At 35.7% G+C, this 24,441-nt stretch carries 24 protein-coding genes; 2 read left to right on the forward strand and 22 right to left on the reverse strand.

Going from position 1 to position 24,441, the window contains the following annotated elements; genetic code table 11:
* Positions 1–13: 13 nt before the first annotated feature.
* From EDD71_RS04420 to spoIIM, 20 genes are all read right to left on the reverse strand, one after another.
* Positions 14–1,036 (reverse strand): hypothetical protein, encoded by a 1,023-nt coding sequence (locus EDD71_RS04420; protein WP_133627536.1) that lies wholly within the window; start codon positions 1,034–1,036, stop codon positions 14–16.
* Positions 1,037–1,049: 13 nt separating this feature from the next.
* Positions 1,050–1,397, reverse strand: coding sequence for a hypothetical protein (locus EDD71_RS04425; RefSeq protein WP_243116401.1), 348 nt, complete (start codon positions 1,395–1,397; stop codon positions 1,050–1,052).
* Positions 1,398–1,436: 39 nt separating this feature from the next.
* Positions 1,437–2,681, reverse strand: coding sequence for a nickel pincer cofactor-dependent isomerase, group 22 (locus EDD71_RS04430; protein WP_133627538.1), 1,245 nt, complete (start codon positions 2,679–2,681; stop codon positions 1,437–1,439).
* Positions 2,682–2,685: 4 nt separating this feature from the next.
* Positions 2,686–3,969 carry a TRAP transporter large permease gene (locus EDD71_RS04435; protein ID WP_133627539.1) on the reverse strand — a complete coding sequence of 428 codons (1,284 nt, stop codon included), beginning with the start codon at positions 3,967–3,969 and terminating at the stop codon, positions 2,686–2,688.
* 2 nt (positions 3,970–3,971) lie between these two features.
* The gene (locus tag EDD71_RS04440) at positions 3,972–4,481 is read right to left on the reverse strand and encodes a TRAP transporter small permease (protein ID WP_133627540.1); all 510 of its coding nucleotides are present in this window, start codon (positions 4,479–4,481) and stop codon (positions 3,972–3,974) included.
* Between the two features lie 43 nt (positions 4,482–4,524).
* Entirely contained in the window at positions 4,525–5,532 is a 1,008-nt protein-coding gene (locus EDD71_RS04445) for a TRAP transporter substrate-binding protein (protein ID WP_133627541.1), read from the reverse strand.
* Positions 5,533–5,965: 433 nt separating this feature from the next.
* Positions 5,966–7,243 carry an FAD-dependent oxidoreductase gene (locus tag EDD71_RS04450; RefSeq protein ID WP_133627633.1) on the reverse strand — a complete coding sequence of 426 codons (1,278 nt, stop codon included), beginning with the start codon at positions 7,241–7,243 and terminating at the stop codon, positions 5,966–5,968.
* The gene (locus tag EDD71_RS04455) at positions 7,243–8,229 is read right to left on the reverse strand and encodes a sulfide/dihydroorotate dehydrogenase-like FAD/NAD-binding protein (protein ID WP_166636335.1); all 987 of its coding nucleotides are present in this window, start codon (positions 8,227–8,229) and stop codon (positions 7,243–7,245) included. The genes EDD71_RS04450 and EDD71_RS04455 overlap by 1 nt, the downstream gene beginning before the upstream one ends.
* 361 nt (positions 8,230–8,590) lie before the next feature.
* A complete protein-coding gene (locus EDD71_RS04460; protein ID WP_133627543.1) occupies positions 8,591–9,709 on the reverse strand; it encodes a D-alanyl-D-alanine carboxypeptidase family protein in 1,119 nt (372 codons plus the stop codon).
* A gap of 88 nt (positions 9,710–9,797) precedes the next feature.
* A complete protein-coding gene (gene ytfJ / locus EDD71_RS04465; RefSeq protein ID WP_133627544.1) occupies positions 9,798–10,217 on the reverse strand; it encodes a GerW family sporulation protein in 420 nt (139 codons plus the stop codon).
* A gap of 14 nt (positions 10,218–10,231) precedes the next feature.
* The gene (locus EDD71_RS04470) at positions 10,232–10,753 is read right to left on the reverse strand and encodes a DUF2953 domain-containing protein (RefSeq protein ID WP_133627545.1); all 522 of its coding nucleotides are present in this window, start codon (positions 10,751–10,753) and stop codon (positions 10,232–10,234) included.
* 44 nt (positions 10,754–10,797) lie between these two features.
* Positions 10,798–11,364, reverse strand: a complete 567-nt coding sequence (gene scpB, locus EDD71_RS04475) for an SMC-Scp complex subunit ScpB (protein WP_133627546.1) — start codon at positions 11,362–11,364, stop codon at positions 10,798–10,800.
* 2 nt (positions 11,365–11,366) lie between these two features.
* Positions 11,367–12,101, reverse strand: a complete 735-nt coding sequence (locus EDD71_RS04480; protein WP_133627547.1) for a segregation/condensation protein A — start codon at positions 12,099–12,101, stop codon at positions 11,367–11,369.
* Positions 12,102–12,111: 10 nt separating this feature from the next.
* A complete protein-coding gene (locus EDD71_RS04485) occupies positions 12,112–12,735 on the reverse strand; it encodes a site-2 protease family protein (protein ID WP_133627548.1) in 624 nt (207 codons plus the stop codon).
* Positions 12,716–13,810 (reverse strand): CCA tRNA nucleotidyltransferase, encoded by a 1,095-nt coding sequence (locus EDD71_RS04490; protein ID WP_166636336.1) that lies wholly within the window; start codon positions 13,808–13,810, stop codon positions 12,716–12,718. The genes EDD71_RS04485 and EDD71_RS04490 overlap by 20 nt, the downstream gene beginning before the upstream one ends.
* 241 nt (positions 13,811–14,051) lie before the next feature.
* Positions 14,052–15,224, reverse strand: coding sequence for a D-alanyl-D-alanine carboxypeptidase family protein (locus tag EDD71_RS04495; protein ID WP_207669279.1), 1,173 nt, complete (start codon positions 15,222–15,224; stop codon positions 14,052–14,054).
* Positions 15,225–15,350: 126 nt separating this feature from the next.
* Positions 15,351–16,676: a pyrimidine-nucleoside phosphorylase gene (locus EDD71_RS04500; RefSeq protein ID WP_133627551.1), complete on the reverse strand. Its 1,326-nt coding sequence runs from the start codon at positions 16,674–16,676 to the stop codon at positions 15,351–15,353.
* Between the two features lie 19 nt (positions 16,677–16,695).
* On the reverse strand, positions 16,696–17,868 hold the full coding sequence (locus EDD71_RS04505; RefSeq protein ID WP_133627552.1) for a phosphopentomutase: 1,173 nt from the start codon (positions 17,866–17,868) through the stop codon (positions 16,696–16,698).
* A gap of 127 nt (positions 17,869–17,995) precedes the next feature.
* A complete protein-coding gene (xerD, locus tag EDD71_RS04510) occupies positions 17,996–18,874 on the reverse strand; it encodes a site-specific tyrosine recombinase XerD (RefSeq protein WP_133627553.1) in 879 nt (292 codons plus the stop codon).
* 310 nt (positions 18,875–19,184) lie between these two features.
* A complete protein-coding gene (spoIIM, locus tag EDD71_RS04515; protein WP_133627554.1) occupies positions 19,185–19,826 on the reverse strand; it encodes a stage II sporulation protein M in 642 nt (213 codons plus the stop codon).
* A gap of 40 nt (positions 19,827–19,866) precedes the next feature.
* On the opposite strand from spoIIM, the gene EDD71_RS04520 reads away from it, so the two are divergent.
* Positions 19,867–20,301 carry a hypothetical protein gene (locus EDD71_RS04520; protein WP_207669280.1) on the forward strand — a complete coding sequence of 145 codons (435 nt, stop codon included), beginning with the start codon at positions 19,867–19,869 and terminating at the stop codon, positions 20,299–20,301.
* Here the strand turns inward: EDD71_RS04520 and EDD71_RS04525 are convergent.
* The gene (locus EDD71_RS04525) at positions 20,298–21,110 is read right to left on the reverse strand and encodes an MraY family glycosyltransferase (protein ID WP_133627556.1); all 813 of its coding nucleotides are present in this window, start codon (positions 21,108–21,110) and stop codon (positions 20,298–20,300) included. The two genes, EDD71_RS04520 and EDD71_RS04525, sit on opposite strands and share 4 nt — an antisense overlap.
* A gap of 471 nt (positions 21,111–21,581) precedes the next feature.
* Complete coding sequence (locus EDD71_RS04530; RefSeq protein ID WP_133627557.1) at positions 21,582–22,142, reverse strand: tyrosine-type recombinase/integrase; 561 nt, start codon at positions 22,140–22,142, stop codon at positions 21,582–21,584.
* A 298-nt stretch (positions 22,143–22,440) separates the two neighbouring features.
* On the opposite strand from EDD71_RS04530, the gene EDD71_RS04535 reads away from it, so the two are divergent.
* On the forward strand, positions 22,441–24,390 hold the full coding sequence (locus EDD71_RS04535) for a DUF342 domain-containing protein (RefSeq protein WP_133627558.1): 1,950 nt from the start codon (positions 22,441–22,443) through the stop codon (positions 24,388–24,390).
* Positions 24,391–24,441 lie beyond the last annotated feature (51 nt).

The raw sequence follows: 24,441 nt of genomic DNA on the forward strand, positions 1-24,441 counted from the left end.
TTTTCACCTCGGTCTACACAAATATTTCAACTTTCTCTACTATATCCATTGAACTCATCGCTACAGGCTCCTCAACTCCTGGTACAATTTCATCTGATCTTTCTATGATCTCATCTTCTGTTAATACACGTGATTTCGCCTTTAGAAATTCGCGAGTAATTCCTACACTTTCAAGCTCAACCCATGCTTTTTCAGTTATATTATCAAACGCAATTGGCACCCCCATGGCCTTTGCAATACATAAAACTGCAGGTGAGCATCCGATATCCTTTCCAGGTACCATCCCTGCTTTTAATGCTTGTATAGTGTACTTAGCTAGTATAGCCTTGGAAGCAACAATACATGGAATATTCTTTTTTAAAGTTTTAGCATATTGACCTGAACCATGAGCTGTATCTCCTGCTCTAAACTGACGTGTTGGAAATACACGTCCATATTTTTCTGCAACTGTCATTCCAATTCCAACGGATATTACTTCACCTGTATAACCAAAAAGAATAGGTCCATCCCTCATGATCTGTATCTGTCCTAATATGGGAAGTATTATTTCTTTCATTGTTACAGCATTCATCATTTCTGTTGCCGAGTTATTGTTTACCGCCTTTCCTGTCATTACTGCATTATGTACAGGTATTAACTTCTTACGTGGGTCGGGGCCTCTAAATAATCTTTTTCCCTGATAATTTTTCACTAACTGTATCAAATGCGGCTCCTCACTAATTAACTCATCTGTTACAGGTATTTCCTCCATATATAAAATTCCGAATTCCTTATGAACCTTTCCAATATCGCCTGCTGCCATAGCTATTATAGCTCCATCTACGGCGATCCCATCGCTTGTTGTTGTAACTGCATCCATATCAAAAACATTCATTCCTATTGGGCCATTGACTTCCTTTGATATTGCGTTAAATGCATGCTCAATAGTAATTCCTGCCTCTTTTATATCCCTAATATCTATAAAGGCTATGTTTAAAGGAACCCCTCCCTTTGGACCTACCCCTTCTTTTATCAATCTAAACTTTAAATTTGCCATAACAATTCCCCCCTTAATGTCTTCCAAGCTGTGGCCTTCTATCTATAATTTCTTCACAGTTCTCAAGTTCTGCCTCTTCTGTTGGATGTATTATGTTTATTACTTCAAGTATTGCCTTTTTTGCATTTCCATACTTATCTATTCCCTTTACAATAACAGTGTGCATTGTTTCGGGTACCCTTGGTAATACAATAACTTCAACTCTATCTATATCCTTATCGTTTGCAACTTCCTCAACCGCACTTTCAATTCTTCCTGTTCTTAGCGATTGCATCTTTGCAGACTTCAAGTTTTCAAGTCCTCTAACTTCCAGCTTTTTATTTGGAGAGCGCTTGATTACGGCCTGCATAATCTTTAACATAAATTCTGGCAAACTTGTATGCATTAATTTCATGTTTCATCACTCCCAATCCAAGATTAAGTTTCCATTGTTATCAAAGCTTATAATACAATTTTCATCGATTAATTCATACTTGTTACTATTGATATCCTTTAATAAACTTTCACTAACATATAGTTCTTCAAGGCTAAGTGTATTTTTTACAATGGCAAGTTTTGCTTCTTCAGGCTTTACATTACCTATGGTTTTTAGAGCCAGCTCTATGGCACTTCTATCATCCTTAGATATTACTGGTATCTTTGCTCTTTCTAAATAAGTAGTTGGAATTGTATTTGCATAGGTAATATCATAGTTTATTTTATCCACTAGCTTTCGGGTAGTTATGTCCGCAAGGCCAACTCCAAGTGCATTTCCGTAAGAAGAATCCGATAGATTCAAAACAGCTATCTTGTTAATTTTTGGAGTTTCAGGCTCCATTTCACCAAAAATCTTCATTCTGCCTATTACCTTTGTGTCCATTCCAGTACCACTGAACATCTTTCCCATCTCATAAACAATTAAAGCATCCAAATAATCAGCAGGTATTTTAGGAACTATTGTTTTAGATTCTTTTAACAGATTTTTCTCCTCTTTCTCAAAAGCTTCCGGCAATACTGCCTTAAGCATATATGTATCATCACAGGAATTTTCAAGTATTGCCAATCCGAACATAATTGGTGCTTTTTCTAAAGCGACTCTTGCAGCTTCAAGTATAGCCTTACTAATTCCGTTTGAATGCATAGTTACTGCGCCCTTTGCTTTTCCGAGCCCTACAGCTATCATTTTCATCAAACCACTTTCAATTTCTCCACTAAAATCAGTGTGTGGTTTCACACGATTTATAACAACAATTCCATCGGCATTATAGGCATTCTTATCCATATATACAGGAATGTCATTAGGAGTTCTTCCAATTTCAACCACATCCATGGAGGAAACTATGGGAACATCCATAGTTTCCTCAGTAATACCAAGCTTTTTTAAAACATTCTTTTGCCCTTCTGCTGTAGCTCCTCCATGGCTTCCCATTGCAGGAACTATAAATGGCTCAGCACCATAGTTCTTTAATACGTTGCAAACTGTTTTTATTATTGATGCAATATTAGATATACCTCTGCTTCCTGCAGTTACAGCTATCTTCATTCCTAGTTTTATTCTAGAGTTAATGTTAATTAAATTAAGTTGTTCTAAAATTTCTCGTTCTATATCATGTATTTTTAAAGTATTAAATCTCTGTTTTATTCTATAAATCCTAGGATAATTCAACTTATCACCTTCCCATTAAGATTTTTGGTAAGAACATCACTATATCAGGAATATAAGTTACAAGAAGCAGTGCAACTATATTTACTACAAGAAACGGTATCACTGCTTTTGTTATTCTCTCTAAACTTATCTTTTGAATACCACATGCAACGAATAAATTTACGCCAAGTGGCGGAGTAATCATTCCTATTGCAAGGTTTACAACCATAATTACACCAAAGAATATTGGATTTATTCCGAGTTTAACAACAAGAGGTAAGAATATAGGAGTAAGAATTATTATTGCTGCGTTAGTTTCCATAATACATCCAACAAATAATAGTAAAATGTTTATTAATAGAAGAAATACTGCTGGATTACTTGAAAAGCTAATAAAAGTTTTTGCAACAGCATCAGGAATTCTCTGGCTTGTCATAATCCAACCAAATACCTGGGCTGTTGATATTATAAGCATTACAACTGCTGTACTTACACCTGAGTTAACTAGCACCTTTGGGAGCTGATTTATTTTAAGTTCTTTATATACAAAGAAACCTGCAATTAATCCATAAACAACAGCAACAGCAGATGCTTCCGTAGGAGTAAATATTCCTCCGTAAATACCTCCAAGTATTATTACAGGCATTAGAAGTGCCCAAAATGCATCTATAAAAGTTTTCCATAATCCTGACCACGAGAATTTCTCATTTTTATTTCCATATCCTCTTTTTTTAGAAATGTAATATGCCACTACCATAAGTGAGAGACCGACTACAATGCCAGGACCAAATCCACCGAGGAAAAGTGAACCTATTGAAACTCCCCCTATTACTCCGTATGTAACCATAGGAATGCTTGGAGGTATAATAATACCAATTGAGCCCGCAATAGCCATTACAGCTGCAGCAAACCCTACATCATAACCTTCTTTAACCATTGCAGGAATTAGTATTGTACCAATTGCTGCAACCGTTGCCGGGCCTGATCCTGATATAGCTGCAAAAAACATACATGTTAGAACTCCAACCAGTGCAAGTCCACCTGGAAGGGAACCTACAATTTTGTTTGCAAAGTTTATTAGCCTTCTAGATATACCACCTCTTTCCATAAGAGCGCCGGCTATCATAAAGAAGGGAATGGCCATAAGTGGAAAGGAATCTGTCGCTGTAAACATTCTTTGAGCAACAACAGCAAGGGGTATATTGCTTGTTAACGCCAAAGCAATTGCTGAGGATAATCCTAAAACAACAGCTATGGGCAGACCTAAAACTACAAAAACAACAAAGCTTGTTAAAAGTATTGAGCCCATTATTACACCTCCTTACTTGCTCTTTGTTGAGCTGATATGTCTTTATCTGGCTTAAACAATTCAAATAATGCTTGTCCAAATCTTAAAGTCATTAGGAATGTTCCCACTGGAAGTGCAAGGTATGCAAGCCACATTGGCATTCCCATTGCAGGAGATATTTGGTGGTTTAATATCTGTTTATGTATTATCCTTGAGCTTTCCTTAAAAACTATAATTGTAAAGATAGCACAAAGTATATATCCAAAAGCAGCTACATATTTTCTAAATTTTTCAGGAAGCAAAAGTGTAAAAGCTTCAATTCCTATATGTGCTCCCCTTTTTATCCCCATGCTTGCCCCTATAAAGGTTGTCCATACAAGGATGTATCTTGCCAATTCTTCTGACCATGTTAGTGAAAACTTAAATATAAATCGACATATTACCTGAACAACGACTACAACAGTCATAACTGAAAGTAAACCTATAATTAAGTATTCCTCTATATTATTTAAAGATCTTAAAATCCTTCTCATGATTCCTCCTATAAATTCTAGAGAGTCTAACCACCCTCAGTATTTATTTTTGAGCATCGATAGCTCTTTGGATTAACTCAGGGGTAATAACTTTTTCATATTGCTTGTATACGGATTGTACAGCATCTATAAAAGGTGCCTTATCAGGCTTATTTATTTTCATGCCTCTTTCTGCAAGGTCCTTTTCAAGCTTTGAATTCATATCATCTAGAAGTTGTCTTTCATAGTCTCTAGCTTCGAGTGCAGATTCTTTTATAGCCTTTTGGATTTCTGGGGAGAGTTTCTCAAAAAAGAGCTTGCTAATAAGTAGTGGCGCTGGTGCATAAAAATGTTCTGTAAAAGATAGATACTTCTGAACTTCATAGAATTTTGAAGTATCTATAACTGGAAGTGGGTTTTCCTGACCATCTATTGTTCCCTGTTGAAGCGCTGTAAACAATTCCCCAAATGCCATTGGAGTTGGTGAGGCTCCCATTGCTCTAAAGCTTGCCATATGAACAGGGTTTTCCATTGTCCTTATTTTCATGCCCTTCAAATCTTCTGGAGTATTTATAGGCTTTTTACTGTTTGTAATATTTCTAAATCCATTTTCAAAATAGCATAATCCTATAACTCCTTGATTTTCAAGGCTCTTTAAAAGTTCCTGGCCTATTGGTCCATCAACTATCTGCCTTGCAGATTTAATATCTTTGAATATGAAAGGCAGGTCAAATACATAAAATTTTTTTGTAAAACTTGATAATGGTGCTGTTGAAACAAGTGTTGACTCAAGCACCCCAATTTGAAGCCCCTCAACCATATCTCTTTCATTGCCAAGCTGTGAACTGTGGAAGATTTCCACCTTTACTTTACCATTGGTTTTCTGGCTTACAAGCTGGGCAAATTTTTCGAGTCCTAATTGATAAGGATGAGTTGGTGCTAACACATGTCCTATTTTGATAGTTATAACGTCATTTTTTAATGCTGTGTTAGCTTTGATATTTCCGCAACCAGTAAATAATGTGGAAAAAATTATAACTATCATTAATATTGAGATAGTTTTTTGGGACATAGTTTCCCCTCCCTTTACTTAATTATTGCATTACATATATGTTATATATGCAAAAGCTGTGCCATTAATATAAATTTCTTTATTTTGCTTATATTTTAGAATTTTCTATAATATTTTTTAAAAGAATGTTATACCAAATTATTAGAAATCGTTAGAATATTGTTATATTTCTATTAAATTTATAACATTTCAATTAACTATCGAGCTTTTTGCATACAAAAATTTAAATATATTTATAAATATACCGTTACTGTATCCAATTTCCAACTTATATTTGCTAAAAAAGTCTTAAATGCATTAAAAATCTAAAATTTTTTATTACAATTTATTGTTTAAATAAAGTAGACAGACATACGTACTTTATTAAATGATGTATTACTACTTGATATAAAAATAGCCATATGCCAGCCTTTTCACTGACATATGGCTATTTTTATATCAGCCTCTGCCTGAAGAAATCCTCCATTCTAAGCCTTTCAACCCTCTCCCTTATTTCTGCCACATCAGTTGTATAAAGCCCCAATTCCTTCATTCTTTCAAAATATCCTGCTCCGGCAAAGGTATATCTCTTGCGTATGCCCTCCTGTGTATCCTTCATACTGTTTTCATATCTAATTATGTCGCCAACTGCAAGGGATACCGGAAGTTCAACAGGATCAAGGCCAATAGATGTTCTGACAGCGTTGTATCCTGCAAGGGTACCTGTTACTATAGCTTCAGTGTGCCCTACGAAAAGACCGCTTTTTTCTCCTGCACAGAAGAGATTATCTATTCCCTTAACCTTCATCGAATTATCCCTTGGAGCCATTGAAAGATATCTTATGGAGTTTGCCTTCCCCCCTGAATATGGGTCCTCAAATTTTGCATTTTCAAAACCCTTTATTTTCCTTAGTTTGTCAAGGGGATAGTAGCTTGTCATAAGCTTTGCATGGCCTGTGTCAAGAAGCACAATTTGTTCCGCAAACTCTTTAAGTGCATACTGCTGGCATACTTTCATTTTAAGCTTATCCAGATTTACATCCTCAGGTGGAACCTGTGCAACATAAACTCCCTTTTCGTTTAGGGCATCTCTTATTTCCTTTGAGAGGGAATCCTTGTTAAGCTTACAGGAACCACTCATGGCACCATAGCTTCCATCCTCCCTCATACCCATTAAATCCTCAACCCCGGCCCTTCGGCTTATACTTACCCTGGGTCCATAGGATGGGCATCTTAATATGCACATCGAACAACCCTTACCGTATTTTATGCAGTTCCCCATAGGGCCTGTAGAACCGGTAGTTTCAATGAACACATCCCCTTCAATCAGTGTGCCGTCATGGAGGTATATGCCCTTTATGGCTTTTCCATCCATGCTTACATCCACAGCTCTAGCTTCAAAGAAAACATCTATGCCCATGTCATATATATACCTTCTAACATTAGGTTCAATTATTGTAACATCATAGAGCCAGGCGTGCTTATGCCCTGGAAAATCAATATTTTTATGCCTTGCACATCTGTCTGTTATATTAAAAATGTCTCCTGCTCCAAGGGCTATCATTTCCTCTGCAGCAGTAAACCTTCCATTGTTTCTCATAATTCCGCCAACGTTCCCAAGGCCCAGAAGCAAATCAGTCCTTTCAAGTATTAAAACATCTGCCCCGGATTTTTTAGCCTGAATTGCAGCTGCACAACCTGCCCATCCTCCCCCGATTATAACAACCTTCATCAATTATCCATCTCCTTTAAGAATACTTCAGAAGGATCATATTGCTGCTTACAGGATCTTATCCTTTCACCCCGTATATTTATTATCTCACAGCTTCCACATACTCCCTCGCCGCAGCACATAATGCTGTTGTTTACAGTAGAAAAATTTATACTCTTATCCAATCCACGTATAAAAGAAATCATCTTCCTATGAAACCAATCGCTACCTGCGCTTAAAACTACTTTAAAACCCCATTTCTTCAAAAGGTGTTCTATGATAGCAGCATTTTCACCACTTATATTGCCGCTCCTATCAAAAAAACTTACATCCTCTACTTTACAACCAAGATCTTTGAACTTCTGCTTTGTGAAGTTCTCTGTACTCCTGCCCCTATCAAGAAGAACATAGACCTGGTTTCCATTTTCCATAACCTTCTTCGCTGCAAGCACTGCAGGAGCAGCAGAAACGCCCCTTGCAAGTATAAGACAGCTCTTATTCTTAAGCTCCTTTAAAAATCTCTGCCCCTGTATGCCATTCCAGTATGGCCCCTTTACTAAAATTTTATCTTCAACTTCTTTTAATGCTTTTGTCTTAGGGCCTACTATTCTTATTACTATTGAAATTATGTTGTTTACCGTATCACTATTCATTATTGATGATGGGGTGCTGTAGGCTTCAATGTCACCTTCCCTTTTCAAAAACACATATGAGCCAATATTGTTTAACTCCCTTGCAAGGCCCTTTGTAACCTTTATATCCAGCTGAAATAAATCCTCCCTGAGTTTAACCGTTTCAACTATATCAAATTTCTTAAACTCCCTGCTCTTCTTACTTTTTAACCCATTGCAAATGAATTCCTGACACATACATGTTCCCTTCCAATTAAGGCAGTCACATACGTTCCTGTCCTGAAGCTGTGGGCATATAATGCACTCCTTTCTTTCAGCAAGGGTACACGGACAAAAATCCGTTCCTGCGTCTATGCAATCAATATACCTGAGCACATAAACAACCTCCTTTCCCATATAATTAGATTATTCACCTAAACTGAAATTGGTTACAATGATACAAAAATAAGACTCACTCCATGTTTCTTCAAGCTATATTCATTGCTTCATTTAGATTTTATATAAAGTTGCAAAGACAATGATGTATTATACTCTGCTTTTATTTCAATGAGCTTTTCAGAGTAAAAGTAGCACAACACGTAAAATTAATATTTAGTAAGCAATTAAAATTCATAAAAAAGGGTGGTTGATAAGCCCTGGTGTAATTCGTTAGTAAGCTTTACGAATTCACTTGGCCTGTCATCCACCCTGAGATTTGAAACCTCTTCCACAGTATGGTAATGAATGGAATATATTTTCACATTGAAAACATCTGTTTAATTATGTTTATGAAGTTTTTTCTCTTTACTTCTCTGTCGCTGTATATAGGATACTTAGCTGCAATCTTATCATCTATCGTTACAACAACATTTCCAAGTACCTCGTTTTCCTCAATTGGCGAAAATGCAGCTGATGGAGCATAAACGTCAATTTTAAAATCCTCAACGCTATCCTTCTTAACAGGAAACATAAGATCCTGTCTTACAACCCCTGATACATATTTTTCACTACCTCCATAAACCCTGAACCTTTTAACGGGTTCGTTCTTATCCATGATCTTAATATATTTGTAATTATCCTTCGCATATTCTACAAGCCTTGCAGCATCATCCCATCTGTCCTGGCTGTTTAATACAACACATATATATCTTCCATAATCATGTTTGACGGAAGCAACCAGGCACTTGCCTGCATTTCCAGTATATCCTGTTTTAACACCATCTGAATTATCAACACGGTATAAAAACTTGTTTATATTTGAGTAAGTTCTATTGAAGTTGCCGCTAATGCCCGAGGATATTTCTTTAGTTGATACAAGTTTTGAAAAAAAATCATTTTTCATTGCATATGCCGTTATCCTTGCAAGATCCTCTGCAGTTGTAAAATGGTTTTCCTCATCAAGCCCATGGGGTGTCTTAAAGCTGGTACTGTATGCCCCAAGTTCTATGGCCTTTTCATTCATCATGTCAACAAATTTTTCCACAGTGCCTCCTATATGCTCTGCTATGGCTACCGCAGCATCGTTTCCGGAGCGCAGCATAAGCCCATACAAAAGCTCTTCAAGGTTTATCTTTTCGCCACTTGAAAGCCTTGCTGAAGATCCAGGCATGCCTGCGGCGTGTTTTGATACAACCACCATATCCCTTAGGTCTCCCTTTTCAATGGCAACAATTGCTGTAACTATTTTAGTTGTACTTGCCATCGGAAGAACAGCATTTCCATTTTTCGAATACAATATTCTTCCAGAATCCTGGTCCATTACCACCGCCGATACGCATCTTAATTTTGGCTCCTTTTCCTTTGCCTCGGATTTAACTCCTGGAATGATTAAGTAAACAAGAATAAGTAAATATATCATTACAGATATTTTTTTCATGTCTATCACCAACCATACACCAACTTATTAATGCATAATTAAAATTATAGCTTGCAGATCCTTACCTTTTCCGCAAGCTAGAATAGCTTTATGTTGGATTCACTACAATCTCATCGGAGCTTTCCTCTTTTCCCTTAAATACTCCTGAAACGTTTCTAAGCAAGTCAGGTATGCTGTCTATTATCTTTTCAATGGGTGTTCCATATTCTATAGGCATCAGTTTTATCTGACCCTTTGAAACAATGAGAAAGGCTACAGGGCTTACTGAAACGCCAGCTCCACTTCCTCCTCCAAAGGGATAGTCTGTTGAATTGCTGCTATCTTTTTTTTCTTCATTTTTAAACTCGGAACCTCCTGAAACAAACCCTACGGTTACTCTGGAAATAGGGATTATTAAAGTTCCTTCATTTGTTTCAACCGGATCACCTACTATAGTGTTTACATCTATCATCTGCTTCAGGTTATCCATGGTAGTTCTCATGAGGTCTCCTATTGGATGCTCTGACATTTAATACACCACCTCTACATTTTTTTAGCATCTTTCATGCTTCTTAGTTTATATTTGATATAATGAATAATTTTTAAATATATCTTTATTTTTACCTCATATTCCAGTTTTTTATTCTTCAAATCTGGATATACCTTGTATTCCCTCTCAAAACTTTTGAATGTACTTTGTATAACCGGCTCTATGGTGTATAATAATGAATTTATAAAGCCATAAAGCAGTGCTGTTTTATCAGGATAGGAAGTTCCAAAAATAAGGGTTCCGTATACCTCCATGTCAGATTTAGATAACAGATATTTAACGTGTTCCGTGTTTTTCCTGTTTAAAATAGCGCTTATTCTGGCGAAATCTAATTTTCCCTCCCTTTCCTTCTTATTTTTATCCTTTAGGTTGATTTTTATAACTTTAAAGATTTTAAGGTTAGCATTAAATTTTTTGTTTTTAAAAAACAGTTCAATCTCAACCCTTAGAGTAAAAAGCAGCAATATTAAAAATAATATAATGATCATTGCTATGAAGAGTATATTTAATACCATCACTGCACCTCAAAAAAAGAAGAATAAAATACCTATTCTGTATTTTATTCTTCCTCAAATTCCATATTAAATTCAATAAGTTCTGGAAGTTCTTCAAGATTTTTAAATCCAAAGTATTTCAGAAACTCATCCGTTGTACAATAAAGTATTGGCCTTCCCGTTGTTTCCTTTCTTCCGGCCTCCCTTATAAGGCCCTTCTCCAGAAGGGTTGTTATAGCCCTGTCGCTCCTAACCCCTCTTATTTCGTCTATTTCCGCCTTGGTGATAGGCTGTTTATATGCTATGATTGAAAGCGTCTCGATAGCTGCATTGGATAGATTTTGCTTGTTATCCGGTTTAACAAGCTTTTTCACATAGTTTCCATATTCAGGCTTGGTAGATAATTGGAATTTATTGTTGAATTCAATTACACATATTCCTCTTGTGTCCTTATTATACTCTTCTATCATTTGATCCATTATTCTTCTCACCTGCTTTTCCCCGATTCCAAGTATGGAGCTAAGTTCCTTTATTGATAGCGGGTCTCCCGAGGCAAAAAGCAGAGCCTCTATTATTCCTTTAAACCTGTCATCGTCATTGAGAAGCTCAAGCTCCCTTAAAAAATTGTCCATCTTTATCCCTGCCCTTCTATTATAATATCACCGAAACTTTCATATTGAATTGCGTTAATCTCCTTAAGCTTTATAAGTTCCAGCATGGCAAGAAATATAACGATGATTTCTATTTTGTTTGATGCCCTCTCAAAAAATCTATTAAAACTTATCCTTCTTTTCTCCTTAAGAAGCATCCTGATCTCATCCATCTTGTCTTCAATTTTAAACTCGTCATGATCTATGTTTTCAGGTATCTTCCCTCTGTCATTGTACCTGTTTTCATAGGCTCTGATAACCTTTTTAAATGCCACCATAAGGTTTTCAAGGGTTATGTTTTTGAAAAAAACCTCGCTGTTATCAATATCGTCGATTATATCCGGAGATTTAAAGAAAATAACGTTATTTTCTTCTATACTCTTAAGCTGATATGCAAACTCCTTATATTTTTTATATTCCACGAGTTTTCGAACGAGCTCCTCTCTGGGGTCTTCTTCCGCTGAAGCTTCTTTATCCCCTTCGGTCTTTGCCTTTGGAAGAAGCATTCTTGATTTTATCTCTAAAAGTGTAGCTGCCATAATAAGAAACTCGCTTGCTATTTCAAGGTCCAGATCCTCCATGGCCCTAAGATAGGTAATATACTGATCCGTTATTTCGGCTATAGGTATATCGTAAATATCAACCTCTGCCTTTTTAATAAGGTGAAGAAGAAGGTCTAATGGCCCTTCGAATATTTCTAATTTAATGTTAATACCCATAAAAAACCACCTACACTACAATGTTAGCAGCAACCTTAAATATAAATTCAGCTACAATGCCAATTAACCCGCCAAATGCTCTGCTTACTTCAGGAATCCACAATAAAAAGAAAAGAATAAATATGCCTGTTCTTTCGATTCTATATATGAATTCAGCTACTTTTCCTCCAAAAAGCTCTGCAAATATCTTCGAACCATCAAGGGGTGGGAAGGGAAGAATGTTAAATACAGCAAGTCCTATATTTATAACAAATAATTCCCATAAAAATGCCTCAACTCCTGAATTCCGCGGCTGTATACCGAGCAAAATAAGTATACTGAAAAATGCCAGAAGCAGATTGGATAAAGGTCCTGCCATTGAAGTCAGTACAACTCCAGCCCTTTCATTTTTATAGTAATATGAGTTTATCGGCACAGGCTTTGCCCATCCAAACTTGAATACAAAAAGCGCTATAAGTCCCATTACATCAATATGTGCAAGGGGGTTTAACGTTAGCCTGCCATAATATTGTGGTGTCTTATCCCCCTGCATATAGGACACAAGAGCATGTGAATATTCATGTATTGAAAGCGATATTATCACAGCTATTCCTCTAAGGATAAAACTTGCAAAATCAAAGTTTGTTATATCCATTTAATTCACCTCTTAAAAAACTATATAGTGCGTCAAGCTTTACGTCAATAAAATCCTGACCTTCTCCTCTTTTGTTTGCTTTATCGAATTGATGTCTTGACAGTTTTACAATTTTCTTAAACCTTAAAAAACCATCTATCCTTTTATCCTTCTTAAATAGCGTTCTGAGGATTTCATCCGCTACAACGTTTTGGCAGTTAAACAATGAAGTATACAGAGAATCATCCTGTTTTAATGTAGCCTCCTTTAGTTCCTTAATCTTTAAGCACAGATCCGAAAATGACGCCCCAGGCTTTAAATATTCTTCTATTTCTTTTATTATATCGATTGAATTTCTGTACAGCAGCACTGCAAGCTTGTTTTTAAATTTTAAATTGAGGAAGGAAGCTTCATCGAAGCATGTATTTATAAACACCTCTTTGCCTATAACTGAATTCAATATTTTAGTCTTTTTTATATATTTAATCCCTTTATAAATATTTTTCTCTTCCAGTATTTTTTCAAGCTCCTGCCTTACTCTTTCAGACTTTAAATAAAGCATTGCTCCCCTTTCTATGGCGCATAAAATAAGCTCATAGGTTTTCCTATCGAATTCAAAATCAAACCTTGATAGATATTTTATGCCCCTAAATATTCTGGTTGGATCATCCATAAAACTTTTATCATGGAGTACCCTTATTTTCTTCCTTTTTAAGTCCAAAAGTCCATTAAAGGGGTCAATTATCCTTCCATATTCATCCCCATAAAGAGAAACAGCAATGGAGTTAATAGTAAAGTCCCTTCTTCCAAGGTCCTTGATGATATTTGAAGACCATACCCGTGGTTTCGATGCTATTCCACTATAGCTTTCATCCCTTGCCATAATAAAATCTACATCTTCTCCATTTATTGAAAACTTACCCGTATGATAATATGAATTATACTTTGACTTACACTTTAATATAGAAGTTATTTTTTCAAAGGCATTTAGGTGCTCCTCCTCACCTATCTCAACCACAAAATCAAAATCAAGTGGGACAATTCCAAGATACATATCCCTTACGGCCCCGCCTACAAGATATGCCCTGAGATTCATACTGTTAAAAATTTTTGAGAATAAACCTATAATATCATATTTTTGCAAGTTTAGCATCAAACCACCTTCCCGTGACTTATATTATACCATTACTTATAAACTTTCTGAACTTAATTTAACTCTTTATCCTTGTTCTTTTATATATTAATAAATAAGCGGAGATAAAAAATATATGAAATTCACATAAAGCCACACGTTAATTCAATAATAAAAAGGGATGAGCTTAACTCATCCCTTTTTATTATTGAATCCCAAGCCATGATTTGAAAGCCTTCTTAAGAGCATCAGGAAATGTCATTCTATTTACATCACAGTCAATTACAAGAGGAATCTCACCATAAATCTTGTCTCCTTCAATGGCTTTTATACTTCCAACTACATCACCTTTTTTAAGAGGAAGCTTTACGTTCTCTTTAATATCGATCTTTTTAGAAATTTGAGCTTTAGTTCCTTTTTCAAAGACAACGTTTAAGTCTTCCTTTGCAATGAGATTAACCTTCTCAGGTATGGATTTTGGCATTTTAATCTCCTGAATAACTTCGCCCTTCTTTATAACATTTACACTTTCATATTTTGCAAATCCATAATCCATGAGCCTCTCGGCCTGGGCATTTCTATCCTTCCATGAATCAGCCCCCATAATAACTGCAATAAACCTTATGTTACCGCGCTTTGCTGTTGCGGAGATGCAGTATTTAGCCTCACTTGTATAACCCGTCTTAAGTCCATCGCAGCCTGAATATCTTTTAATCATTTTATTTCTATTTGTCAAAGTGAATGGAGATTTTCTTCCCTCACTTATGGTTTCCATCCATATAGTTGTATAATCAAGTATCTTTCTATGCTTTAAAAGCTCCCTGGACATTATTGCAACGTCGTGTGCAGATGTGTAGTGGTTTGGATCGTGGAACCCCATGCTGTTTACAAAGTTTGTATCCTTCATTCCAAGTTCCCTGGCCCGTTTGTTCATCATCTTAACAAATTCTTCCTCCGTACCTCCAAGGAATTCTGCTATTGCAACTGCTGCATCGTTTGCCGATTCTATTGCAACTCCCTTAATCAGTTCCTCAAGGGTTCTTATTTCTCCTGTTTCAAGAAACATGGTACTTCCACCCATTGACTTCGCCCTTTCACTTACAGTAACCTTATCCGACAGCTTAACCTTTCCGCTGTCAACTGCCTCCATTGCAAGGAGCATGGTCATAATCTTCGTAACGCTTGCTGGCGCCAGTTTATCATGTGAGTTGTATTCGAATATTATTTTACCCGAATCGTATTCCATAAGAAGGGCAGATTTTGCTTTTATGTTGAAGGTTTCCGGTGTTAAATTTTCGTCAGCTGCTTTAGCCGAAACCCTTACCGGTGACACAATGAGCAGCAGTACTACCATTATTAGTGATAAATACCTTTTCATCTTCCTACCTCCTGTTATTAAATATTTTAGCTGCCTGATTTTATTTTCCCCTGAATTTTAAAATTTATATGTGGCATCAATTTTTACAAAAAAAAAGAAAAGGACCCCTGTGGCCCTTTAATAGTTTTAAAATCTCTGTATACCATCCTTTGTTACAATGCCAAATATGAGAGGTCTCTTTTCAGGCTTATTCTCAGTAATATTATAAGCTTCATGAATTCTTTCTTCTGCATCCTTTGCCTTTTCTAAATCATTAGTATGAATTACAGCTATGGTATCTCCCTTTCTAACATACGCTCCAACCTTCTCCTTAATAACAATGCCGACGGAGTGGTCGATTGCGCTTTCCTTCGTTTCCCTTCCTGCTCCAAGCACCAGTGCTGCAAGGCCTATCTCGCTTGCAACTATCTTTGAAATATATCCATCAATTCTTGCCTTAACTTCAACCTGATACTTTGCCCCAGGAAGCATATCCGGATTATCGATTAAAGACACATCGCCACCCTGTGCACTAACAAATTCCTTAAGCTTTTCAAGTGCAGAACCATTTTTTATGGTTTTCTCAAGCACAGCCCTTGCCTCGTCCGTATTCTTAGCCTTTTCTGCAAGTACAAGCATGTAGGAACCCAAAACCATGCAGAGCTCCAGAAGGTCTTCGGGACCATTTCCCATTAGCGTATCTATTGCTTCCTTAACCTCAAGGGCATTCCCTACAGCAAATCCAAGGGGCTGGTCCATGTCAGATATTACTGCTACAGTATTTCTGTTAAGGCTGGTTCCTATGTCAACCATTTCCTTTGCAAGCTCAAAGGAATCGTCTACAGTCTTCATAAAGGCTCCTGTACCCGTTTTAACGTCCAGAACTATGCTGTTAGCACCTGAGGCTATCTTTTTGCTCATAATGCTTGAGGCAATAAGTGATACATTGTCAACCGTACCGGTAACGTCTCTTAAGGCATAGAGCTTTTTATCCGCAGGGGCAAGATCTGCAGTCTGCCCTCCAACAGCAAGTTTGACGCGGTTTACGTTGTCAATAAATTGTTCTCTGGTCATTTCCGCTGAAAAGCCCCTTATAGATTCAAGCTTATCTATCGTTCCTCCAGTATGTCCGAGCCCCCTTCCCGACATCTTGGCAACGGGGGCACCGGCAGCTGCAACTATTGGCCCTAAAACAAGGGTGGTTTTATCTCCAACTCCTCCTGTGCTGTGCTTATCAACCTTAATTCCTTCAATAGCCGACAGGTCAATGGTTTCGCCGGAGTTTACCATGGCCATAGTAAGGTCCGCCGTTTCCTTTTTACTCATCTTTTGAAAATATATGGCCATAAGCAGTGCAGAAACCTGATAATCAGGTATTTCCCCCCTTGTATAACCATTTACGAAAAATTCAATTTCCTCCTTTGTAAGCTCTCCACCATTTCTCTTTTTAAGTATAATGTCATACATTCTCATGTTAATCTCCCCCAGTGCTTTATTTTAAAATTTCCCCTGCAAAGCTTGTACCTGCAATATCATTCTCTACGTTTAAAAGATCTGCAATTGTTTTTCCTATGTCGCTGTACGTTTTTCTAACACCCAGATTAACCCCTGCCTTAATGCTTTTTCCATATATAAGTAGCGGAACATATTCCCTTGAATGGTCCGTACTCGGGGTTGTAGGATCGCATCCATGGTCTGCAGTTATAAATAAAACATCCTTTTCCCTCATTGCCCCTATTATCTCAGGAAGCCTGTTATCAAACTCCATTAAAGCGTTAGCATAACCCTGAACGTCGTTTCTATGGCCGTAAATCATATCGTAGTCAACCAGGTTTGTAAATATTAAACCTTTATTATCTTCCTTCATGTATTCAAGGGTTTTATCCACTCCATCCATATTATTCTTTGTATGTACTGCCTTTGTAATTCCCCAACCTGCGTAGATGTCTTCTATCTTGCCAACTGCACATACATCAAGCCCCTTCTTTGATACATAGTCTAATAAAGTGCTCTTAAAGGGTTTCAGAGAAAAATCTCTCCTGTTTGTAGTTCTTTTGTAATTGCCGGAGGTACCCACAAAGGGCCTTGCAATAACTCTTCCAACAGCATGCTCCCCTTTCAGCATATCCCTTGCAATCTGGCACATTTCATAAAGCCTTTCAAGGGGTATAACCTCTTCATGTGCAGCAATTTGAAATACACTGTCGGCCGACGTATAAACGATAGGATATCCTGTTTTAACATGTTCATCCCCAAGCTCCTGTATTATAACCGTTCCTGAAGCCGGTTTGTTTCCAATGATTTTTGTCCCAATTTTTCTTTCAAACTCCTCTATAATCTCCTCTGGAAAACCATCAGGATAGGTAGGAAATGGTTTATCGAGTATAAGCCCGGCTATTTCCCAGTGACCTGTAGTAGTGTCCTTACCTGCAGACATTTCACCACATTTTCCAAAGGAACCTTCAGGGTTTGATACCCTGTCTATGCCCTTAATACCCTCAATATTTCCAAGGCCAATTCTTTCCATATTAGGAAGCTTAAGACCTCCTATTGCCTTTGAAATGTTCCCTATCGTATCGCTTCCTTCATCGCCGTACTTTGCCGCATCTGGAAGTTCTCCTATTCCAACACTATCAAGAACGATAAGCACCACTCTATCAACCAATTATATCACCTCTTTTTCAATTTCATAAATATATTATTTCTTATATATCCATATTTTATCATAAAAGCATACTTTATATATGCTGCTTTAAAGATTTTTTATATTCCAAAGAATCATAAAAAGGGCATTACGCCCTTGGGTGTGACTTTTTATATATGTCACTTATCCTGTTCTTTATAACCTCTGCATAGATTTGCGTTGTTGATATATCGGAATGCCCCAGCATCTGCTGTACAGACTTTAAATCTGCACCATTTTCAATTAGATGGGCTGCAAAGGAATGTCTTAAGGTGTGCGGAGTTATTTCCTTATCTATACCAGCTACAGATGCATAATATTTTATAATTTTCCAAAATCCCTGCCTTGTCATTCTTTCCCCATGGAAATTTAAGAAAAACGCCTTTTCTTTTTTATTTTTCTGCAGGATTCCTCTGGACTTATTAACATACTCCTCTAATGCCTTGAGAGCGATTTTTCCTACTGGTATAATTCTTTCCCTGCTTCCGCTGCATTTTATATATCCAAGATCAAGATTAACATCTTCCAGGTTTAGATTGATAAGCTCTGTAACCCTTATTCCCGTCGCATAAAGTATCTCCAGCATTGCCTTGTCCCTAATGCCCTTGGGATCAATATTCGATGGAAGGGATAAAAGCTTTTCAACTTCCTTTATGGACAATATCTGAGGCATCTTTTTTTCGATTTTTGGAGACTCAAGGTTTAATGTCGGATCGTTCATTACTATTGCATTTTTAACTAAAATCCGATAAAAAGCCCTTATTGACGCAATGCTTCTGGAAATTGAGGACGTAGCCTTACCCATTTTTTGAAGATGGAGAATATAGGCGATGATATTAGTCCTCTTTACGTTTTCGAAGCTAATGCCAATATCATTAAGGTATTCTAAAAACTGCCTTATATCCCTGCTGTAGGATTCAAGGGTATTCTTGCTGAGCTTTTTACCATGTTCAAGTTCATTAATAAAATCATTTATAACCTTTTCCATTACTAAGTCTCCTTTATGACAACTTTAATTTATTTATATATTCAACATAAAAGCTATAATTCCTTCAAAATTTATGAAAAATCTATTATTTTCTCCATCAGCCTGAAAATATAATATAGAAAAGACTTGGGAGTTTCATTTATATACATCACGTAATAGGCATTTCCTGGTGGAATTCTGTCATTAATTATAAAAAACCTATTTAATATTAAATTTATTAAATAGGGCAATATAAAACCTATGATTAAAATTATAAGAAATATTTTTAAATATAATATGACAGCATTTTTATTTTTCACCTGTTTCACCTCTATTGAACAATCATGTATGCTGATAGGCTTTTTATCAAGATAGGTGATAGGTACGCTTCAACAAGGCTCCCAAGGAGCATAATCAAAAGAATAGCTCCAACGGAGAGGGTGTAGGAAAGCATATTTCCCTTAACGTTGTTTATAAATCCTTTTCTCACCTTTCTTTTAATGCTGTGCACCGAAAAGCTGATACTTAATGCAGAAATAATAATAAGACATGGTATAAATATTATATTCTGGGGCAATACTGCTACAAGGGTAAACAGAAGGCCCTTCCATCCAAGTCCCTGAATGAGAAAGGATATAGTAAAGCCCACAATAAATCCTCTGAAGGAAGTAATGAAAAGGGTAACTGGTACACCAATTATAGTTATGCTTAAAAGCCATATAAAAAATATAGTCTGAAAATTATTTTTAAGAGATTGTACTAGTATCGTTGTACTCTTTATCTGTTCATTCCCAAGTATTTGAAAAAATCTGTTAAGATATATAACCAGATCCTGCTTCTGCCCATTGTCGAGAGCCTTTACCGTAAATGCTCCCGCAGCTATTCCAATGGTAAAAAAAAGTACTGCCATAAAATAGGATCCAAGATTTTCTTTAATGTTTTTTACTAATTGTTCATTAAAACCGTTTTTCAAAGTAATTCCCCCTTCTTCTCAAGTAGCTATATAAATTTATATGAAAAGAAGGCATGGAATATGTATCGCTTTTAAAAGACTCTGCAATAAAAAATATACTCCATTCACCACTTCGCCTGCGCACGTCGTATCCGTGGAAAAAAATTCAAACAAAGCCAGCGCTATAGATTCTTTAAGAAGGGACAGAATTAACGGAAGCAATATATTTACCGGAATGGTAAATGAAGAAGTTACAACGGGGTTTGTAAAATTAGCCTGCATATTTTTTAATAAACTGCATAACATTTTAATACCAATAAATACCACGAAGGGAGAATTAATTATGCAAGCAAAAAAAACTACAAATCAACTTGTCATTGTAGGTAAAATAAATGATGTATGCAGCTGTCTAAAGTATTTCGAAAAGAAGTATATCTATGTAAAGGATTTAATAGAAGCATTGAAATCAGACAATAAAACAAAATGCCTTAACTAATTTTCCTGTCTTTGAGCTGCAACCCTGTGTAAATAGTCCAGAAATGGACTTTTTATTATTGCCTCAATTAATACATGCCTCTTGTTTACAGCATAAAATAAAGGAACAGATAAAGACATAACTGAAATCACAAGTAGATTCGTAGAAAACATTTCCGATAGAATGAATCCAACTCCAAAACCTATTAAGTTTGAGCCTGATTTTCCAAGGGCTGAATAATGCCAATTATCAAAGCAGTAATAGGGTGCTAAGACTAAAACCATTATATTATAAAGCTCCCTGGTCCATCTTAGAGATGAAAATGCAGCAAGTATATAGAATAGGAAATAAGCCCTGATACTTCTTCCGGGTTTATTGTCTATAAGGCTAAACAGGATTGAAATGGATGTTGTCAAAATTCCCTTAAAAATCCAATATTCCTCGTTAAAAAAGAAAAAGATGTAGGAGGATATTATTAAAATAGCCGTATAATTAATAAATCCTGTAGAAAGAAGCCTTTTAAGCAATGATCTTAATCTTTTTTTCTCTTTTGGCGCAGTATGATGTCCATATAAATCATCAAAGATACCAATGAAATATATTACAAAGAGACTGATTATATAAAATAAAAATTTGAAAAGTGAGACCTCCCTTTGAAAGTAAAGCAGGCAGTAGGATACGGATATTCCTAAAAATATTACACTTCCTCCCGAATATGGAATAGAAATTTCTTCATCTATATTCTTTACAAGGTGAAGCTTTTGGAATATCAAGGGCAAAATTAAAGACAGCATCGTGGTTAATATAAGTGTTGATTCATAAACTATCATATCCTCACTCCTCTATAAACAGTATGGCATTTTTGAAATTCTGATATTATTTTGCCATAAAAAGAAAAAAATAAACCTGAATACCATACCTAGAAGCAGTGAGAATATATTCAATAAAAAACAGATCCTATCATTTAATGGCTCAGTATTCTATCTCCAATCACATTCTATTTCCCCTGTTAAATTCTAACACTATGCTGTAAGTGACAGACAGAAAAATTAACTCTAGAAATTTGAGAAAAGAACGAATAGACTGTATATAATTCTAGAAAAATATAAATAAATCAATCATTCAATGCATTTTATAGCATAAGACGTAACAATATGTATATAATGTTGCTTTTTATATATAATTTGACATAAAACAACATTTCTTTTTATATAAAAGCATTTTACACCAAATTTTGCAAAATTTCAATATTAATAAAACTACCCCTATCTTGATCACTTGAGTTAGGGGTAGAAGAATTTTTATAATTGTACTATGGAATATAATTCATCTTTTTGGTCTTGATTTACACCAATATATCTCAAAGTTATACTTTGAGAACTATGATTAAAGGTATCCATGATTAAACCAATATTATACTTAGACATTCGATATGTCCAATATCCCCAGGTTTTTCTTAGACTGTGCGTTCCAAAATTCTCAATGCCAACAGCACTTGCTGCCTCTTTTAAAACTCGGTACACCTGAATGCGGCCGAGATGTCCACCTTTCTGGCTATAGAATATATAACTATCATCTGTAAAGTTTTGGTCTTTAACATATGTAGTGATGGCCTTTCGCAGCACATCATTCAATTTTATCTTTTTCTCTTTTCCTGTTTTCTTTTCTTTTATAACAAGATATTCACGGAATTGACCATTACTATTGAAAATATCTTTTATTTTTAAAGGAATGATATCACTAATTCTTAACCCTGTATTTATGCCAAATTTAAAAAGCAGAGCATATTTAGGATCATAACCATTTAAGTATTGATACATCTGTTTAATCTTATTTTTTTCTCTTATGGGCTCAACCGTCATGTACAGCACTCCTTTATGCAACATTTAACAATAATATATTAAAAAACGTTACATCAATTTTCAACAATTTTCTTCAAAAAATGCTAACATTTTTTTATCAACATCTTTATATGTAAACAATTTTACAAAACTATAAAAAGCAACATTATATACATATTGTTGCATTTTATTTAACTAAAAAAATACTTGCATGGAAAAAATCGGAACTTCTATATATAAGTAAAACATAAAATATTGGTGTATTTTGGTAAATTTCATTACGTCGCTCTATAAAAAGAAATGAAGGGAGTGATGTCTAATGTTGTTTACTGCGTTTGATATTAAAGAAGCAATAATAAAAGCCAGTGAATTTTATAGATGTAATGAAAATGAGTTAAAAATACATATTATCAAACAGCCATATTACAGATTCTGGGGCATAATAAAGAAAGAAGGAATATTTCGCATTGAGCTCATACAGCCTAAAACGCAGCAAAAAGAAAATAAAAGAATAGAGAATGGCACAGTTGAGATATCATCGGGAAAGATAAAGGTAACGGACCCTTCACCTGAGGGAAAATATGCCTCAATTATAGCTGACGATCCAAATATTCAAGTATACATTAATGATAAGGTGGTAGAAGGCAGTGCTATTGTTACAGAAAAAGACAGAATAGAATTTAAGGCAAAGACTATCGCTCCTTCTACCAAGATAAAAGTTGATATATCAGGCGATAAGCTCAAAGCAACTTTAACAATAGAAAAAAAACCGGGCAAGGAATACTTTGTTAAGGATGCAGGACGCCAAAACTCCGTACATATATGTTCGGACTTCAGGGAAATTCCAGCTCCCAAAGTTACACTTTACCAGTGTATTGAAGAGCTGCTGAAAGCAGGCGTTAAAATACAGTATATCAATGTCCAGGCTATCAATGATCTGATAAATTCACCTAATGGTGGAAGTTCTGTTGTAGCAAAGGGTGAAGCTCCAATTCACGGATTTAACAGCAAAATAAAATATCTATTCAACAACAGTAGTTATCGCAATCCCGATTTTGATACGGACAAACAAGTAGATCTTTTAAGCCACACTATTATTCCTACTGTAAGTATTGGTGACGTACTGGCAATTAAAGTTATGCCAGCCATACCAGGCAGGGATGGTGTTGCGGTGACAGGAGAGATTCTTAAAGCACATCATGGAAGGGATATTCCTTTAAAGGCAGGAAAAGGTACAGTTTTGCTGGATAATGATATGAAGATCGTAGCTATTTCTTCAGGACGTCCTGTACTACATGATGGTGTTGTCAGTGTTTTACCGACACTTACAATTTCACACGATGTTGATGTCAGGACGGGTAATGTCCATTTTGACGGTGACATAGTCATTAAGGGTAATATCATGGACAACATAAAAGTTGAAGCCGAAGGAAATATTATAGTGTTCGGAAATATTAATCAGGCAAAGGTTTCTTCTAAAGGAAATATAGAAGTACATGGCAGCATAATTAACAGTAAAGTACGAGCTGGTGCAAGCGTAATCAACTATTTATACGTACTACCTAAAATGAAACAGGTACAGGATATATTTAAAGAAATGTACACCAGAGTTAAAATGCTGCAGCCATCTCAATATACGGAATATCAATTAAAAAATATAGTTATAGATGCAGGTAGAAAAATAATAAAAACAACAAATGACTTAACAAAATTGTTTGATCTTCTGACAGATGATGACATTGAAAAAGTCAACAATATTTTAAGAGAAGTCAAAAAACTGCTTTTGAACACAAAAATGCCCGTAACAAAAAGTTTCGAACAAATTAACACCATTGCTACACTGATTAACGATTATATAGAAGAAATTAAAGGTTCATATGACAGGCAGGCAAATATCTTGTTTAAGTATGGTCAAAATTCCTGCATTCAGGCAAATGGAAATATTGATATTATAGGACAGGGAAGCTATCAAACAGATTTAATAGCGAGAAATTCAATTATATTCCATAAACCTTCCAGCATCGTTCGTGGAGGTATGTTAATTGCTGGAAAGCGTATTAAGATGGGGATAGTAGGATCCCCTTCTGGCATTTCAACCTACTGCAGGGTGCTTGATAAAGATGGAAAGATAGATGCTGCATACTATTATGATAATACAATTTTAAACTTTAATAATAACATAAAAATTATGCATGATAATGCTTTTTCTCTAACTAACTCAGAAAATAAATACAAAGGAAATGAAAATTATGCAACAAATGCAAAGTAAAGATAACAAGGCTTCTTATAATGAATGGCATCGGAAGATAAAAAGACATGG

It is taken from the genome of Fonticella tunisiensis (assembly GCF_004364155.1).
GTDB classification, from domain to species: Bacteria; Bacillota; Clostridia; order Clostridiales; family Caloramatoraceae; genus Fonticella; species Fonticella tunisiensis.